17 protein-coding genes are annotated in these 17,157 nt (G+C 67.2%); 12 read left to right on the forward strand and 5 right to left on the reverse strand.

Annotated elements, in window-relative coordinates:
* Nucleotides 1-177: 177 nt before the first annotated feature.
* Nucleotides 178-1,461, reverse strand: coding sequence for a dicarboxylate/amino acid:cation symporter (locus CGUA_RS13005; RefSeq protein ID WP_290196371.1), 1,284 nt, complete (start codon nucleotides 1,459-1,461; stop codon nucleotides 178-180).
* A gap of 318 nt (nucleotides 1,462-1,779) precedes the next feature.
* Here CGUA_RS13005 and CGUA_RS13010 point away from each other — a divergent pair, with 318 nt between their 5' ends.
* From CGUA_RS13010 to CGUA_RS13055, 10 genes are all read left to right on the forward strand, one after another.
* A complete protein-coding gene (locus tag CGUA_RS13010) occupies nucleotides 1,780-2,253 on the forward strand; it encodes an SdpI family protein (protein WP_290196372.1) in 474 nt (157 codons plus the stop codon).
* A gap of 352 nt (nucleotides 2,254-2,605) precedes the next feature.
* Nucleotides 2,606-4,180, forward strand: coding sequence for an anthranilate synthase component 1 (locus CGUA_RS13015; protein WP_290196375.1), 1,575 nt, complete (start codon nucleotides 2,606-2,608; stop codon nucleotides 4,178-4,180).
* Entirely contained in the window at nucleotides 4,180-4,815 is a 636-nt protein-coding gene (locus CGUA_RS13020; protein WP_290196377.1) for an anthranilate synthase component II, read from the forward strand. The genes CGUA_RS13015 and CGUA_RS13020 overlap by 1 nt, the downstream gene beginning before the upstream one ends.
* A gap of 26 nt (nucleotides 4,816-4,841) precedes the next feature.
* Nucleotides 4,842-5,870, forward strand: a complete 1,029-nt coding sequence (gene trpD / locus CGUA_RS13025; RefSeq protein ID WP_290196379.1) for an anthranilate phosphoribosyltransferase — start codon at nucleotides 4,842-4,844, stop codon at nucleotides 5,868-5,870.
* Complete coding sequence (trpCF, locus tag CGUA_RS13030; protein ID WP_290196381.1) at nucleotides 5,860-7,305, forward strand: bifunctional indole-3-glycerol-phosphate synthase TrpC/phosphoribosylanthranilate isomerase TrpF; 1,446 nt, start codon at nucleotides 5,860-5,862, stop codon at nucleotides 7,303-7,305. The genes trpD and trpCF overlap by 11 nt, the downstream gene beginning before the upstream one ends.
* An 8-nt stretch (nucleotides 7,306-7,313) precedes the next feature.
* Nucleotides 7,314-8,567 (forward strand): tryptophan synthase subunit beta, encoded by a 1,254-nt coding sequence (gene trpB, locus CGUA_RS13035; protein ID WP_290196383.1) that lies wholly within the window; start codon nucleotides 7,314-7,316, stop codon nucleotides 8,565-8,567.
* On the forward strand, nucleotides 8,567-9,406 hold the full coding sequence (trpA, locus tag CGUA_RS13040) for a tryptophan synthase subunit alpha (RefSeq protein WP_290196385.1): 840 nt from the start codon (nucleotides 8,567-8,569) through the stop codon (nucleotides 9,404-9,406). The genes trpB and trpA overlap by 1 nt, the downstream gene beginning before the upstream one ends.
* A gap of 533 nt (nucleotides 9,407-9,939) precedes the next feature.
* On the forward strand, nucleotides 9,940-10,845 hold the full coding sequence (locus CGUA_RS13045; protein WP_290196387.1) for an ABC transporter ATP-binding protein: 906 nt from the start codon (nucleotides 9,940-9,942) through the stop codon (nucleotides 10,843-10,845).
* Nucleotides 10,846-10,931: 86 nt separating this feature from the next.
* On the forward strand, nucleotides 10,932-12,437 hold the full coding sequence (locus tag CGUA_RS13050; RefSeq protein WP_290196389.1) for an efflux permease Rv1217c-related protein: 1,506 nt from the start codon (nucleotides 10,932-10,934) through the stop codon (nucleotides 12,435-12,437).
* A 15-nt stretch (nucleotides 12,438-12,452) separates the two neighbouring features.
* Nucleotides 12,453-12,836: a Rieske (2Fe-2S) protein gene (locus tag CGUA_RS13055; protein ID WP_290196391.1), complete on the forward strand. Its 384-nt coding sequence runs from the start codon at nucleotides 12,453-12,455 to the stop codon at nucleotides 12,834-12,836.
* 81 nt (nucleotides 12,837-12,917) lie between these two features.
* On the opposite strand, the gene CGUA_RS13060 is transcribed toward CGUA_RS13055, so the two are convergent.
* Nucleotides 12,918-14,018: an NADH:flavin oxidoreductase/NADH oxidase gene (locus CGUA_RS13060; RefSeq protein ID WP_290196393.1), complete on the reverse strand. Its 1,101-nt coding sequence runs from the start codon at nucleotides 14,016-14,018 to the stop codon at nucleotides 12,918-12,920.
* Between the two features lie 37 nt (nucleotides 14,019-14,055).
* On the opposite strand from CGUA_RS13060, the gene CGUA_RS13065 reads away from it, so the two are divergent.
* On the forward strand, nucleotides 14,056-15,051 hold the full coding sequence (locus tag CGUA_RS13065; RefSeq protein WP_290196395.1) for a bile acid:sodium symporter family protein: 996 nt from the start codon (nucleotides 14,056-14,058) through the stop codon (nucleotides 15,049-15,051).
* Between the two features lie 87 nt (nucleotides 15,052-15,138).
* A complete protein-coding gene (locus CGUA_RS13070) occupies nucleotides 15,139-15,456 on the forward strand; it encodes a hypothetical protein (RefSeq protein WP_290196396.1) in 318 nt (105 codons plus the stop codon).
* A gap of 58 nt (nucleotides 15,457-15,514) precedes the next feature.
* Here the strand turns inward: CGUA_RS13070 and CGUA_RS13075 are convergent, their stop codons facing one another.
* Genes CGUA_RS13075 through CGUA_RS13085 form a run of 3 tightly spaced genes read right to left on the reverse strand, consistent with a single transcriptional unit; the run spans nucleotide 15,515 to nucleotide 17,156 of the window.
* Nucleotides 15,515-15,847: a branched-chain amino acid transporter permease gene (locus CGUA_RS13075; protein ID WP_290196398.1), complete on the reverse strand. Its 333-nt coding sequence runs from the start codon at nucleotides 15,845-15,847 to the stop codon at nucleotides 15,515-15,517.
* Nucleotides 15,848-16,567 (reverse strand): AzlC family ABC transporter permease, encoded by a 720-nt coding sequence (locus CGUA_RS13080; protein WP_290196400.1) that lies wholly within the window; start codon nucleotides 16,565-16,567, stop codon nucleotides 15,848-15,850.
* Complete coding sequence (locus CGUA_RS13085) at nucleotides 16,557-17,156, reverse strand: YqgE/AlgH family protein (protein WP_290196402.1); 600 nt, start codon at nucleotides 17,154-17,156, stop codon at nucleotides 16,557-16,559. Before CGUA_RS13085 ends, CGUA_RS13080 begins: the two co-directional genes overlap by 11 nt.
* Nucleotide 17,157 lies beyond the last annotated feature (1 nt).

The raw sequence follows: 17,157 nt of genomic DNA on the forward strand, positions 1-17,157 counted from the left end.
AATTCACGCAGATGAGGGCGTTCATGTTACTTAACTGAACCCAAGAAATTCACACCCGGAAGGGGGTTAGCCATCAGGTGAATGAACCGGAAAGGGGAAATGGGCGCCGGAACGGCGCCCATTTTTTATCATCTTGTCTTTACTGCCCCACCGATGGTCCCCTCCAGGGACCGGGGGTCAGTGTTCCCCCTCCCGGACCTCCCGGACCTCTCGGACCCGGTCCGCGGGAACTTGCGGGGTGACGGATTCGACGACCTTGACCAGCTCGAAATCCTCCTCCCGCTTCTGAATCTTGCCCTTGGCAAATTTGTTGACCACCAGCGCGATGGCGTTGTCGCCGGCGACGTTGGCGGCGGTGCCGAAGGAATCGATGGCGATGTAGGCCGCGATCATCAGGGCGATCTGGCCCTCATCGAAGCCGAGCATGGTGGCGAGCAGACCGGTGGCGGCCATGATGGCGCCACCCGGAACGCCCGGCGCGGCGACCATCGTGATGCCCAGCATCAACAGGAAGCCGAGGGCCAGCGGCAGCGAGACATCCATGCCGGACATGAAGACGATGGCGAAGGCGTAGAGGGTGATCTTCATCATCGAGCCGGACAGGTGGATGGTCGCCCCCAGCGGGATGACGAAGCCGGCGACGTTCTCATCGATGCCGTTCTTCAGCGCGGACTTGTAGCTGATCGGGATGGTCGCCGCGGAGGAGGAGGTGCCCAGGGCGGTGAAATACGCCGGCAGGACGTTCTTGAACGCGCTCACCGGGTTCTTGCCGGCGACGCCACCGGCGATGAGGTACTGGATGGCGAGGTAGATCCAGGTCATGATGACCGAGAGGACGAGAACCTTGCCGAAGGCGACGAGCGTGTCACGGAGGTTGCCGTTCATTCCCAGGTCCAGGAACATGCCGAAGATGAACAGCGGCAGCAGGGGAATGACGAAGGCCTCGATGACCTTCATGACCACGCGCTGAAGGTCGTCGGCCGCCTTGAAGAGGGTGTCGGACTTGACCGCGGTCATCCCGATTCCGATCATGAACGCCATCAGCAGGCCGGTCATCACCGCGAACGGCGCCGGCATCTCGAGAACGAAGTAAGGCTCAAGCGCACCCTCACCGACGTCCGAGACGTTGGTGTCGATCCGCTGGCCGGCCAGCAGGGAGGGGTAGAGGCCCTTCGCGGTGGCGAAGGCGACCAGGCCGGCCAGAATGGTCGATCCGTAGGCGATTCCTGTGGTGATCGCGAGCCAGTTGCCCGCACCGCGGCCCAGCCCGGCGATGGCCGGGGTGATGAGGGAGAAGATGAGGATCGGGACGAAAAAGTTGAGGAAGTTCCCGAACAGGGAATTGAACGTTGAGAAAACTCGTGCCAGCCACTCCGGGAAGAAGAAGCTGCAGATGATGCCCAGGATGATCGCCAGGACCACCTTGAACAGCAACGATGACGTAATCCGCTTCATGATCATGGCGGCGCCCTTCTAGTTGACAGGCCGCCCCGTCAAGGTGCTCTTTCCAGGTAACGGCAAGATTGATAGCAGCAGGATTCAACCTACCGCGCACCCGGCCCCACGTCCGAATTCGGCACCCACCGAAAGTCCAGGTGAGGGGCGGGGGAACAGGACCTGCGCGCCGTGGTCAACGCAGGTCGGGAGACGGTGCCCCGGGCCCTCTCATCTCCACCTGAAGAACGCTCGGCGCAGGCGGAGCGGAATCCCGGCCAGGTCGCCGGGGAAGGCCGGGCATGGAACTGGACCAGGAAATCGCACGCCGTAGACTAAGCAGACATGACCACCATCGTCGGCATTGTTCTTCTCCTCCTCGCTGTCATCCTCATCGTCATCGGCGCCCTGGCGGCGACGCGGAGACTCCCGGGTAACTCCCTCATCGGCATCCGGGTGGCCGAGGTCCGCAAGGACAAGGAGATCTGGGAACTCGCGCACCAGATCGCCGGTCCGTTCTGGGCCATCGGCGGCGTGTCCCTGCTCTTCGCCGGGTTCATCGCTTTCCGCGCGTCCGGTTGGGGCTGGCTCGTCCCGGTTGTTCTGGTCCTGGTCGCGGTGTTCTTCGTCGGCGCGGGAGCCAACGCGGCCGCCCGACGCGCCGCCGCCATCGACGTCGCCCGCGAGGTGGAGAAGAACAACCCGGCGACCACCCCCCCGGCGCCGAAGGTGGATCTGAACGCGCTGCGCCGGGCGGCGAACGCCAGCGACGACCAGGACGGCCCCGTCGACCCGACCACGCTGAACCCGAACAACTAGCCACCCAACGGTTGCAAGTCCACTGAGGCGTTACTAAGGTTGGCAAACGTGATCATCAAGAGTTCCAACCGCCAGTGGTGGTGGCGCGCCAAGTAGGGCGAGCCACTCTTGTTTGCATCCTCGATAAACACAGCAGGCCCGCCGCTTCGAACCCCGAAGCCTCGCGGGCCTTATTCAGGTCCACACCCGGAAAGGCCACCAGCCTGGAGGGCGCGAGAACTCGGTGGGGAAGAAGCCAGCAGCCTCTCTAATCCCGATACTGCCAATCGCGACCCCACGTCGCTCGACGTTGAAAGGTGAAGGTGACCCTCTTGCAGCACCTGGACCCACCGCTAGCCCCCAGGGGGCGGCCATGACCGCCGCTTCCCCCCACATCATCTCCACCCCGGTGCGCTACCACGAGGACGCCTCCGGCCTTTTCGCCCATGTCGGCGGCACGGCGGCCACGGACACCCTCCTGCTGGAATCCGCGGACATCACCACCCGCAGCGGCGTGAACTCGGTGGCGGTGCTCTCCGCCTCGCTGCGGGTCACCTGCACCGGGCGCACGGTCACCGTGGAGCCGCTCACGGAGTCCGGCGTCATCTTCGCCGCGGATCTCGCGGATCGACTCAGCGACTACGCGGTGGGCGAGAACACCTACGAGTTCCCCGTCTCCACGAAGATCGACGAGCGGGAACGCCTGACCGACGTCTCCAGCGTCGCCGTGCTGCGCGCGCTGACCACGGAAGCCGCCTACCGCGCCGAGAACGACGCCCTGCCGATGCTGGTGGGGGGCATCGCCTACGACTACCTCGAGACTTTCGAGGAACTTCCGGCGGTGCAGCCGAGCGCCAACACCTACCCGGACTACCAGTTCCTGCTGGCCGAGGTGGTGCTCTCCATCGACCACCAGACCGCCACGGCGCGCCTCGACGCGGTGGACGCCGTCGACGCCGGATCCGGCGTTGCGGAGAAGGTCCGGGCCCTGGCCGCGACCATCGAGTCCGTCGAGACCGCCGACTTCGACAAGCATCCCAGCGTCGACAAGCATGACGGCGAACTGGAGGTGACCGCCGACATTCCGGACGAGGAGTATCGCGCCCAGGTGGAGAACCTGAAGGGCAACATCTACAACGGCGACATCTACCAGGTCGTCCCGGCGCGAACCTTCACCGCGCAGTGCCCCGACGCCTTCGCCGCTTATCGACGCCTGCGCGAGATCAACCCGAGCCCGTACATGTTCTACACGCGCGGCCTCGACGTCAACGGCGAGGTCTACGAACTCTTCGGCGCCTCGCCGGAGTCGAACCTCAAGTTCGACGCCGAGACCCGCCGGATCGAGATGTACCCCATCGCCGGCACCCGCCCGCGCGGGATGAACCCTGACGGCACCATCAACGACGAGCTCGACATCCGCATGGAGCTCGAACTGCGCACCGACGCCAAGGAAATCGCCGAGCACACCATGCTCGTCGACCTGGCCCGCAACGATCTCGCCCGCGTCGCCGTTCCGGGCACCCGGCGCGTCGCCGATCTGCTGCAGGTCGACCGCTACTCCCGCGTCATGCACCTGGTCTCCCGGGTCACCGCGCAGCTGCACCCGGACCTCGACGCGCTGGACGCGTACCGTGCCTGCATGAACATGGGCACCCTGACCGGCGCCCCGAAGCTGAAGGCGATGGAGCTGCTGCGGGGCGCCGAGAAGCGTCGCCGCGGCTCCTACGGCGGCGCCATCGGCTACCTCAAGGGCACCGGCGACATGGACACGTGCATCGTCATCCGCTCCGCCTACGTCAGTGGGGGAGTGGCCGCCGTGCAGGCGGGCGCGGGGGTCGTCCGCGACTCCAACCCGCAGGCGGAGGCCGACGAGACCCTGCACAAGGCCTACGCCGCACTCAACGCCCTCGCCCTGGCGCAGGGCAAGGACCTGAAGGTGGTGCGCTGATGGCCAGGATCATTCTCATCGACAATCACGACAGCTTCGTCTACAACCTCGTCGACGCGTTGTCGGCGACCGGGCACGAGTTCCTCGTTTACCGCAACACGGTCGACGTCGACACGGTGCTGGCGGCCCAGCCGGACCTCATCATCCTCTCGCCGGGTCCCTCGCACCCCCGAGAGGCCGGGCACATGATGGAGCTCATCGACCGTGCCTACGGCCGTGTCCCGATGCTCGGCATCTGCCTCGGATTCCAGGCCCTGGTGGAGCACTTCGGCGGCGACGTACGTCCCTGTGGGCCGGTCCACGGCTCCTCGGTCGCCATGACGCTCACCGACGCCGGCGTCGGCCACCCCCTCTTCGAGGGTCTGACCGTCGACTCCTCGCCGGACCAGCCGGAGGTGATCGGCCGCCTCGTTCCGGTGGCCCGCTACCATTCCCTCGGTTCGACCGAGGCCCCGGCGCCGCTGCAGGCGCTGGCGACGACACCGACCGACGTCGGTGACGTCGTGATGGCGGCCCAGGCCCGCGACGGGGAGCGGGTCACGGCCATCGGCCTGCAGTTCCACCCGGAGTCGATTCTCACCCCGGGCGGACCGATCATGCTCACCCGTTGCCTTGACCTTCTATTGAAGAAATAGCCGAAGTAAAGGATTCCTATACCGATATGACCAGCCCAGACACTCTCGACGTCCTCACCCGGTTCATCGACAACAAGGACCCCTCGGTGGAGGAGTGCATCGAGGCCTTCACCCCGCTGACCGTCGGCGAGTACGACGACGTCCACATCGCCGCCCTGCTGACCACCATCAAGACCCGCGGCGAGACCGCCAACGACCTGCTCGGCGCCGCCCGTGCCTTCCTCAAGGCCGGCCGTCCGTTCCCGATCACGGGCGCGGGAATCATGGACACCGCCGGCACCGGCGGCGACGGCAAGAATACCATCAACATCACCACCGCAGCCTCGCTCATCGCCGCCGCCGGCGGCGTGAAGATGATCAAGTGCGGCAACCGTTCCGTGTCCTCGAAGTCCGGCTCCGCCGACGTCCTCGAATCGATGAACATCCCGCTGGACCTCGACCCGGAGCGCGCGGTGCGCCAGTTCGAGGCCTCGAACTTCACCTTCCTCTTCGCCCCGGCCTACAACCCGGCCATCGGCCACGTCCAGCCGGTGCGTCGGGCGCTGAAGTTCCCGACCATCTTCAACACCCTCGGCCCGATCCTGGCCCCGGCCCGCCCGGAGTTCCAGATCATGGGCATCGCCAACCCGAAGCAGGGTCCGGCGATCGCCGAGGTGTTCAAGGAGCTCGGCCGCACCCGCGCGCTGGTCGTCCACGGCGACGGCTCGGACGAGGTCTCCGTGACCGGCACGACCCAGGTGTGGGAACTCAACGACGGCGAGATCACCCATTACGAGCTGGAGCCTGCCGACCTCGGCGTCACCGGTTCCTACACCTTCGATGATCTCGCGGGCGGCAACGGCGAGGAGAACGCGAAGGCCATCTACGCCGTCCTCAACGGGGGCGGGGAGCCCGCCCACCGGGACGCCATCGCCGCCTCTGCCGGCGCAATGTTCTACCTGTACGGCATGGTCGACAGCTTTGCCGCAGGCACCGAGAAAGCCAGGGGCATGCTTGACGACGGCAGCGCCGCCGCCTGGCTGCAGAAGCACGAGGAGACAGACTATGCAGACTAACGACATCCTTCCCACCGTTCTCGAGGGCATCGTCGAGGGTCGCCGCGGCGACCTCGACGAGATCCGCGCCCGCATCAGCCACGTGGACCCGCAGACGCTGCCGGCCTCCACCCGTTCCCTCTACGACTCGCTCGGCGGGGGGCAGGGGCGCGGCCTCAACCGTTTCATCATGGAGTGCAAGTCCTCCTCGCCCTCACTGGGCATGATTCGTGAGCACTACGAGCCGGGCGCCATCGCCCGCGTGTACTCGCGCTACGCCGCGGGCATTTCCGTCCTGTGCGAACCGCACCGCTTCGGCGGCGACTACGACCACCTCGCCACGGTGGCGGCGTCAAGTCACCTGCCGGTGCTGTGCAAGGACTTCATCGTCGACGAGGTCCAGGTCCACGCCGCCCGCTACTTCGGTGCGGACGCCGTCCTGCTCATGCTCTCGGTGCTCAGCGACGAGGAATACACGACGCTGCAGGACGAAGCACACCGTCTCGGCATGGACGTCCTCACCGAGGCCATCACCGAGGAGGAGGTGGAGCGGGCGCTGCGGCTGGGCGCGAAGATCCTCGGCATCAACAACCGCAACCTCCACGACCTGTCCATCGACCTCACCCGCACCGAGCGCTTGGTCAGGAACATCCCGGCCGACGTCGTCGTCCTCTCCGAGTCCGGGGTCCGCGACAACGCGACGGTCCGCGCCATCGGCGGCGTGGCCAACGGTTTCCTGGTGGGCTCCCAGCTGACCAGCCAGCCGGACATCGATCTGGCGGCGCGCGAACTCGTCTACGGCCCGAACAAGATCTGTGGTCTGACCTCCTGGTCCGCCGCCCAGGCGGCGAAGGCCAACGGTGCGGTGTACGGCGGCCTCATCTTCGAGGAGGCCTCCCCGCGCAATGTTTCACGTGAAACAGCCGCCGAGATCATCGGCCACGAGCAGGGCCTGAAATACGTGGCGGTCTCGCGTCGCGACGCGGGCTACGCCGAACTGCTCCAGGACGGCATCGTCGCCGTCCAGGTGCAGGCTCCGTACCAGGGCTCCATCGACGGGGAGTTCGCCCTCATCGAAAAGATCCGTGCGGAGCTGCCGGAGGGCGTCGAGCTGTGGCGCGCGATCTCCATGACCTCCCCGGAGGCCGCCGCCACCGCCGAGGCCCTGGCCGCCTCGGCGGGCGTCGATAAGCTCGTGCTTGACGCCGGCGACGGCGGCACCGGCACCACCTTCGACTGGGACACCGTCCCGGAGTCCGTCAAGGGGCGTGCCCTGCTCGCCGGCGGCCTCAACCCGGACAACGTCGACGAGGCACTGGCCGTCGGATGCCTCGGCCTCGACCTCAACTCCGGTCTCGAATACGGCCCGGACGCGGGGGAGTGGGCCGGCCACAAGGACGCCGCCCGAGTACGTTCCGCCTTCGAATCCATCCGCAGCTTCACCCACGAGAACTAAGGACTGACATGACTGAGAAGCAGTACGGCGGCAGCACCATCCTGCCGGCCTACTTCGGCGAGTTCGGCGGACAGTTCGTCCCCGAGTCGCTCATCCCGGCGCTCGATCAGCTGGAGAAGGCGTTCGTCGAGGCCTGGAACGACGAGGAGTTCATGGGCGAGTACCGCCGTCTCCTGCGCGACTACCTCGGACGCCCGACCCCGCTGACCGAGTGCACCAACCTGCCCCTGGACAAGAAGCACGCCCGCATCTTCCTCAAGCGCGAGGACCTCGTCCACGGCGGCGCCCACAAGACCAACCAGGTCATCGGACAGGCCCTACTGGCTAAGAAGATGGGCAAGACCCGCATCATCGCCGAGACCGGCGCCGGCCAGCACGGCACCGCCACGGCCCTGGTCTGCGCCCTCCTGGGCCTGGAGTGCGTGATCTACATGGGCGCCAAGGACGTCGCCCGCCAGCAGCCGAACGTCTACCGTATGCAGCTGCACGGCGCGAAGGTCGTCTCCGTCGACGCCGGCGCCGGCACCCTCAAGGACGCCGTCAACGAGGCGCTGCGCGACTGGACCGCCACCTTCCACGAGTCCCACTACCTGCTCGGCACCGCCGCCGGCCCGCACCCGTTCCCGACCATCGTCCGCGACTTCCACCGCGTCATCGCGGAGGAGGCCAAGGCCCAGATGCTCGAGCGCACCGGCGCACTGCCGGACGTCGTCGTCGCCTCCGTCGGCGGCGGCTCCAACGCCATCGGCATCTTCTCCGACTTCATCGACGACGAGGGCGTCGAGCTGGTCGGCACTGAGCCGGGCGGCGAGGGCGTCGAGACCGGCCACCACGGCGCCGCCATCAAGGCAGGCAACATCGGCATCCTGCACGGCACCAAGTCCTACCTCATGCGCGACCCGGACGGACAGGTCGAGGAGTCCTACTCGATCTCCGCCGGCCTGGACTACCCGGCCGTCGGCCCGCAGCACGCTCACCTGGCCAAGACCGGCCGCGCCCAGTACGTCCCGGTCACCGACCGTGAGGCGCTGGCGGCCTTCCAGATGCTCTCCCTCCACGAGGGCATCATCCCGGCCCTGGAGTCCTCCCACGCCTTCGCCTACGCCCTCAAGCGCGCCGAGGAGGCCGAGGAGGCGGGGGAGGACATCAGCATCCTGGTCTCCCTTTCCGGCCGCGGCGACAAGGACGTCGACCACGTCCGTCGCACCCTGGCCGAGCACCCCGAGTACGTCGTCAACAAGCAGCTGAAGGAACAGAATTAATGTCGCGCTACGAGAAGGCTTTCGCCGCACTCAAGGAGAAGAACGAGGGCGCCTTCGTCCCGTTCTACATGCTGTCCGACCCCTCCCCGGCGGACGCCGTGGAGATCATCAGCGCCGCCGTCGAGGCCGGCGCCGACGCCCTGGAGCTGGGCGTGCCTTTCTCCGATCCGATCGCCGACGGCCCGACCGTCCAGAAGTCCCACACCCGCGCCCTCGACGGGGGAGCGACCGTGGCGATGGCCCTGGACCAGATCCGCCAGCTGCGTGAGCGCTTCCCGGAGATCCCGATCGGCATGCTGATCTACTCCAACGTGCCCTATGTCCGCGGCCTGGAGAACTTCTACGCGGAGTTCAAGGAGGCCGGCGCCGACTCCATCCTCCTGCCGGACATCCCCGTCCGCGAGGGCAGGCCCTTCCACGACGCCGCCGTCGCGGCGGGCATCGATCCGATCTTCATCGCCCCGTACCAGGCCTCCGAGGAGACCCTCGAGGGCGTGGCCGCGATGTCGAAGGGCTACATCTACGCCGTCTCCCGTGACGGTGTGACCGGCGCCGAGAACCAGGCCTCGGTCGAGGGTCTGGACAAGGCAGTCCAGAACGTCGAGCGTTTCGGCGGCGCCCCGGTCGTCCTCGGCTTCGGCATCTCCACCCCGGAACACGTCAACGACGCCATCAGGGCGGGTGCCGCCGGCGCCATCACCGGCTCGGCGCTGGCGAAGATCGTCGACAAGTATGTCGAGTACGAGCACCCCAACCCCGGCAGGGTCACCGACATGGCCGCCCTCAAGGCGGAGGTCACCGAGTTCGTGGCGGCCATGAAGGCTGCCACGAAGCTCTGATACCGCCGCCGCACCGCCCCGACATCGCCGTGATGTCGGGGCGGTCGTCCTTTCCCGCCGGGAACGCCCCTGGATGGAGGGGCATACTGGGATCATGGTCAGTGACGACGAGAACAACAGGAACACGCTTCTGGCCGGCCCCGGCCGGGGTCCCGCAGGGTGGATGACGCCCTTTCACACCCATCACGCCGGCTGTCTGAACGAGCTGGTCCATCAGGACCTGAGTGGTCGGGACTCGAGCGCTCAGGACACGGCCGGGCGGGCCCGGGAGTTAAGCGCCCCAGCCCGGCGGGCGCGGCCGGTGTCAGCCGGCGGGCGCCCGCCCGGGTGGCGCCGGGTGGATGAGACCCGAGATGGCTCCTTCGGTCGCCACGCGCTGGGCGAGGCGCCGGGGGAGGGGAGGGGGATCGTCGCCCGTCGGATCACGTTCGGCGAGACGCAGCGGAGACCATGCCGAATGGGTTCCACCCCGACCCCCGGGAGGACCCCCTCCAGCGAAGTCGCCCGGACTTCTGAGGGAGAGCTGGTTTCACGTGAAACATGAACCGGTTCTCTCCGTCACCGATCTGACGGTGACCTTCGGCGACTTCCGCGCCGTCAACGGTCTCTCCCTTAACCTGTCGGAGGGGAGCATCCACGGCTTCCTCGGCCCCAACGGCTCGGGAAAATCAACGACCATCCGCACTCTCCTCGGCCTGCTCCATCCGACCTCCGGCACGGTTCGGGTGCTCGGAAAGGATCCGCGGCGGGCGCCCGAGATTCTCAAGGACGTCGGTTACGTCGCCGGCGACGTGGCTCTGTGGCCGAACCTCACCGGGGCCGAGACCTTCCGCGCGCTCGAGTCACTGCGGGGCAGGCCCTCCAACCGCACGCGCGAGACCGAACTCATCGAGGCCTTCGACCTCGACCCCACCAAGAGGGCCAGGGAGTACTCGACGGGCAACCGGCGAAAAGTAAGTCTCGTCGCGGCGCTATCGATCGATGCCCGGGTGCTCATCCTCGACGAGCCGACGGCCGGGCTCGACCCCCTCATGGAGGAGCAGTTCATCCGGGAGACCCATCGGGCCAACGCTGCCGGGGCCTCGGTACTGCTCAGTTCCCACATTCTCAGCGAAGTTGAGCGCCTGTGCGATTACGTCACAGTGATTAAAGAGGGGAGGGTCGTCGAGAGGGGCGATCTGTCACAATTACGCCATTTTTCGGCCCACACCGTCACCGCGACGCTGCCCGATCCTGCATCGGCCCGGCGACTGGCGGCCGCCCTCCCCAACGCCACCTCCGAGCACGACGCCCTACGGGTCACCACCCCGGTCGACGAGGTGCCCTCCGCCCTCCGCCGGATCCTTGAGGCCGGGGGAGAGGCGATAACCTCCACGCCCGCCAGCCTGGAAAGCATATTCCTGCAGCACTATGAATCGGGAACTGGGGGTGGGCAATAATGAGATCAGCCCTATCATTGGCCACGATCAATCTCCGGACTTCGCGCATCTTCATCATTGCCTGGCTGCTCCCATTATGGGCGCTGTTGATTATTTTCCCCTTCGCCTACCAGGACTACTACCCGACGCTGGACTCCCGCCAGGAGATGCTCGGCGCCATGGCCACAAACGCGGGCACCACCGCACTCTACGGCATCATCGCCCGACCGGGAACGGTGGGCCAGGTGGTCACCTGGGAGATGGGGGCGTGGGTGGGGTTGCTCGGCTCGGTTATGAGCGTGCTCCTCTCCGTCCGTTGGCACCGCGGCAGCGAGACGACCGGCCTGGGGGAGCTGCAGCGCTCCACCGGCATCCGCCCGAGCGTTCCGCTTCTGGCGATGCTGCTCAGCTCGGCGCTGGTGGCCAGCGTCCTCGGCACCGGCTCGGCGCTCGTCCTACTGGGCGTCTCGGCCGCCATCGATGACGTCGGTGCCGCGGGCTCGCTTGCCTTCGGGGCGAGCGTCACGCTGATGTGCCTGGGTTCGGTCGTGCTCAGCCAGCTGGTGCTCCTCCTCGTCACCGACGCCTCCTCCCTGACTCGGGTCGCGCTGTCCACCCTCGCGGCTTCCTTCATGGTCCGCGCCTACGCCGACGTCGAGAAGGTGCCCTGGCTGAACTGGCTCTCACCGCTCGGCTGGCGGGAGGTCATCAGCCCCTTCGAGCGCGACGACTGGGGCCGCGTGGGGTGGCTGCTCCTGATTGTGCTGTCGGGGGCGGCCCTCCTGGCCGCGCTCAATTCGCGGCGGTCTTTCGCCCGCGGGCTTCTCGACGCCCGACGCCCCACCCGCACACGTGTGCGCCGTGTCCGGGGAATCGTGGGGTTGTCGGCGCTGCTCAACCTCGGCAACATCATCGGCTGGGCGGTCGCCGTCGCCATCCTGTCGGCGTTCCTCATGTCCATGTCCGGGTCCATCCAGGAACTGGTGGCGGGGGAGGGGACCACGGGCGAGATCTTCCGCGACGTGCTGGGCGGGACGGCGGTCTACGAAGCTTTCATCGGATTCATCTGCATGGTCGGCGCGATCCTCGTCACCGTCGCCGCGGTGTCGGTCGTCCACTCGGAGGCGGCCGGGGAGCGTGGCCGCACAGTCGACGTCGTCCGGGCCACCGGCGTCCGGCGCTGGGCGCCACTGGGGGGCGTTCTGGCTGTCGCGGCGGTCGCCGCGTGTGGCTGGATCGTCGTCCTGCACGGCGCGGGCGCCGCGGGTCTGGCGCTGCAGGATTCCACGGTCCCGGAGGATTACACGACTCTGGCCTGGGCGACGTGGTCGCAGTCGGGGGCGGTCGTCTTCTTTATTGGGGCAGCCACGTTCATCCTCGGCCTGTCGCCCCGGGGAGCGCTCCTCACGTGGCTGCTACTGGGGTGGTCGGCGGTCACCGCGCTGATGGGGGAAATTCTCGGGTTCCCGGACTGGCTCATCGACGCCTCCCCGTTCACCCACACGATGACCTCCGCAGACTCGGAAGCGGGGCCGGTGCTTCTGCTCCTGGCGGCGGGCGTCGTGTCCTCGGTCGCAGGCCTGCTGAGTTCCTCCCGACGCCAGGTTCCCTGAGGCATAATGTCACTCATGAGCGAGTTCCCCAACCTGTCCTGTTCCCGCCGGATGTTCCTCCTCGGCACTGCGAGCACCTTCGCCAGCGCCTTCCTCGTCGGCTGTGGCACCGCCCCCTCGGAGGAGGTCGCCGCGACCCAGGTTCCGGTAGGCTCCGCCGTCATCGTCGGTGACGTGATCATCGCCCAGCCGACCGCGGGCAATTTCGTCGCCTACTCCACCTCCTGCCCTCACCAGGGCAACAAGATCACCCAGGTCAACGACGGCACCGTCACGTGCACCGCCCACAACTCCGTCTTCGACATCGCCGACGGCTCCGTGCTCGACGGCCCCTCCCGCGATCCGCTCGCTGCCGGAAAGGCGACCGTCGACGGTGGCACCGTAACCGCCACCGCCTGAGACAGGCGTTTCACGTGAAACATGAAAGCCGCATGGCCCCCAGTCGGGCCATGCGGCTTCCGTGCTAACGGCGGGGAATGGTCAGCGCAGGCCGCGCCACGCCGCCCGGGCGTACTGCGGCGGGAAGGTCACGTCCTCCGAGGAACCGCTGAGCTCGTGGGCGGCGCGCAGCGGGAAGTTCGGATCGCGCAGCGCCTCCCGCCCCAGGAGGACGACGTCGGCCCGGCCCTCCGCGAGGATCGCCTCGGCCTGCTCCGGTGAGGTGATCATGCCGACCGCGCCCACCGGGGCGCCCGTCTCGCGCTTGATCTCCTCGGCGAAACGGACCTGGTAGTTCGGCGCCACCGGGATGGTGGCCCCGACCAACCCGCCCGTGGTGACGTCGATGAAATCGACCCCTGCCTCGCGCAGCAGCTTCACCAGGGTGACGGTCTGCTCGGCGTCCCAGGAGGCGACCTCGGGGAGCCAGTCGGTGGCGGATAGTCGGACCAGCAGCGGCATGTCCTCCGGAATGGCGTTGCGCACGGCGGTAGCCACCAGACGGATGAGGCGGGTGCGGTCCTCGAAGGTACCACCCCAGGAGTCCTCGCGTTTGTTGGAGACGGGGGAGAGGAACTGGTGCAGCAGATAACCGTGGGCGGCATGCAGTTCCACCGTGTCGAAACCGGCCCGCACCGCACGCTCGGCGGCAGCGGCGAAGAGCTCCGGCAGCTCACGGATCTCGTCGCGGTTGAGTTCGCGGGGATCGAGCTGGTCGTCCGCCGCGACCGGGGAGGGGGCCACCGTCTCCCACCCGCCGTGCTCGACGGGCACCGTCTGGGTCGGGTAGGTGGTCGCGTCCGGGCGGGCCGGAACCGTGGAGGCCTTGCGTCCGGCGTGATTGAGCTGCACGCCCATCTTTGCTCCCTGCGAATGAGCGAAGTCGACGATCCTCGACCAGGCGCTCACCTGCTCGTCGTTCCACAGGCCGGTGCAGGCCGGGGAGATGCGCCCCTCCGGTACCACGGCGGTGGACTCCGCGATGATCAGGCCGAAGCGGCCGACGGCGCGGGCGCCGTAGTGCACGAGATGCCAGTCGTTCGGGACACCGTCGACGGCGGAGTACTGGCACATGGGCGCCAGCCAGATTCGGTTGGGGACGGTCAGCCCCCGGAGCGTGATCGGTTCATGCAGGTGAGTCATGCCTTCGAGGGTAGCCGGTGCTTCTATGCTCGGTGGCATGTCGATAAGTTCCCGGTTCTCAGCACAAGTCAGGGGAGTAGATCCGCTGATCGTCCTCATCATCCTCGCGGTGGTCATCGCGATCCTCGCACCCGCGCGAGGGGAATTCGCCGAGTGGTTCGCGACCGCCACCAACATCGCGATCGCCCTGCTCTTCTTCCTCTACGGCCTCCGACTGTCGACGCGTGAAGCTCTGTCGGGCCTGACCCACTGGAAGCTCCACCTGATGATCCTCGGCTTCACGTTCGTGGCGTACCCGATCGTGGGGGTTGCGCTCAAGCCGGTGCTCTCGCCCTTCATCAGCGAGGAGCTCTACGCCGGCATCCTCCTGCTGACATTGGTGCCCTCGACGGTGCAGTCCTCGGTGGCGTTCACCTCCATCGCGCGGGGCAACGTCTCCGGTGCGATCGTCGCGGCGTCGGCAAGCTCTCTCGTGGGCGTCTTCGCCACGCCCCTGCTCGTGATGCTGCTCATGGGGGCCGGGGACGGGGTCCGCATCGACATGAAGGTCTTTCTCGACATTTCCGTACTGCTGCTTCTGCCTTTCGTGCTCGGGCAGATTCTTCGCCGCTGGCTGGCAAAGCTCGCCGCCAACAAGGCGACCAAGATCGTCGACCGCGGTTCGATCGCGATGGTCGTCTACTCCGCGTTCTCCTCGGGCATGGTCGCGGGCGTGTGGTCCTCGGTGGGATTCTGGGAGGTCGTCTTCCTCGTCGTCTTCTCGGTCGTCCTGGTCGCGTTCATGCTGTGGCTGACGCGCTTCGTGTCGGAGAAGCTGGGCTTCCCTCGTCGCGACGTCATCGCCATCGAGTTCTGCGGTTCGAAGAAGTCCCTCGCGACCGGCCTGCCGATGGCGTCGGTCATCTTCGGAGGCGCGTCGTTGGGTCTACTCATCCTTCCGCTGATGATCTACCACCAGATCCAGCTGATGATCTGCTCCTGGCTCGCCGCCCGGTACGGAAAGCAGGCGCCGGAGCAACTCGCGGTCGCCTGAGATTCCCGCCCAAGGCGCCTTCCCCGAGGGGAGGGCGCCCTGCTGGTTTCCCGGGACGGCTTGCGCATTCCGGTTTTCCCGACAAGCATGTTTCACGTGAAACGCCATTTTGTCCGTATTGACCTCACCGTGCCCGGCGTCGGCACCCTCATCAACATCGCCGACCTCGTCGAGGTGGATGCGCAGACGTGCACCGTCAATCGCATGCTCGAGCTGGACCCGAACGAGACCATCACGGGGGCCTACATCCACGGCCGCTGCGTCGGCCGGATCAACGAGCCCCAGGCGGCCGTCCCGCATCCCGACTCCTACGCGGACTTTCCCGACATCGAGGTGACCCGCCTCGATCCCGAGGAGTACGAGGCCCTGTGGACCGAAGCCGCCGCCAAGTTCCCGGAGATCTGATCCCCAGCCCCGATGTTCCACGTGAAACATCGGGGACGTCGCCGTGTCGGGGGTCGGACTAGAACACGAAGTTGACGAGCCCCATGTAGAACATGGTGCCCGCCAGAATGGAAAACGCGGGCCGCCGCCGCCACATATGGAGCAGGAGCGTGAAGGCGATGGCGAGCAGACCCGGCGCCAGCCCCGCCGCCCCGGACCCGGCGAGGGTGTAGACCACGAGCACGCTCATCACCCCGACGGGCATCGTCACGCCCAGCAGCGCCACCAGGCCGGACCCTTCCAGCGATCTCCGCACGCTGAACGGAACGGCCCGCAACAGCAGCGTGACGATCGAGACGGGGAGGAGCACCGCCAGAACCATCTCGAAAGTGACCCCCTCGGGCAGGCCCATTCAGCGATCCCTCCGGAGGGTGAGCGCGTCGTCGAGGCGCGGGGAGTAGAAGCGGACGAGGAGAAAAACGAAGTACGCAATGAGCGCGACCAGAAGCATCTGCCCGGGGAAGAACAGGGCCGACAGGACGCCGAGCGCTACCGCGACGACGGGCAGCGAAAAGTCCCGGTTGTTCCGGAAGGCCTCGTAGGCGAGGACGACGAAGAGGGCGGTGAGGGCGAAGTCAAGGCCCTCCAGCTCAATCTGGACTACCGAGCCGAAGAACGCGCCGAGGACGCCGGAGAGCACCCACGCGAGCTGACAAAAGACGGTGATCGTCGACAGGCGGGCGCCGCTGACGGGACGCCCGGCACGGTCGACGCCCCCCGCGCCGAACGGGGAGGTGATCGCGTACACCTCATCGGTGAGCGCATAGGTGGCGTAGGCGCGGGCGAGCGGGTTACGGATGCGGTGGCGCGGATAGGTCAGCCCGTAGAAGATGTGGCGGAAGTTCACGAGGAAACCGGTCACCGCGGAGGTCACCCAGCCGACGCCGCCGGTGATCATGCCGAGCGCCAGATACTCCATGGAGCCGGCGTAGATGACCACCGAGAGAATCGGCGCCCACCACCATGCGAAGCCGACCTGCGTCACCAGCAGACCGAAGGCCAGCCCGAGGGGGATGAGGCCGAGCGCGACCGCCCAGGCGTCGTTGAGCCCTCGACGAACCTCAGTTGTCATAGAGGTCGGCGGGGAAGGTGGCGAAGAGCGGCAGCGGCATCGCCTGCCGGCGCAGCACGTCCCCCCAGAGATCCTGGGACGCGGGGGCGATGACGTCGGCCGGCAGCGCCGGCGCCACGAACCACTCACCATGCTGGATTTCATCCTCGAGCTGGCGCGGCGCCCACTCCGCGTAGCCCGCGAACAGGCGCATGCCGTCGACGAGTTCGGCGATCTCGTGGGGATCGGAGCGCAGGTCCACGTGCGCCAGACGGTTGGCCAGACGGTTCAGCTGCGGGGTCTCGTCCATGTCGACGCCGATTTTCGTCTGGGCGAGGCCGACGACGGACTGCTGGTTGAGCGGGCCACCGATGTAGAGGGCCTGGGGCTTGGCCACGGCCGGCAGCCAGTCCGGCATGACGTTGTAGACGGCGAGCTCACTGCGGGCGGTGAGGTTGACGCCCAGGGTCATCGCCTCCGAATGCTCGATGATGAGAATCACGGATCGGGCGAATTCCACGGACATCATGCCGGGAGCGGCCACCAGAAGCATGCCGGGGGCCGGTTCAACGCGCTCCATGGCGTTGAACAGTCGGTCTGCGTACAGCATC

This window comes from Corynebacterium guangdongense (assembly GCF_030408915.1).
Taxonomy (GTDB): domain Bacteria; phylum Actinomycetota; class Actinomycetes; order Mycobacteriales; family Mycobacteriaceae; genus Corynebacterium; species Corynebacterium guangdongense.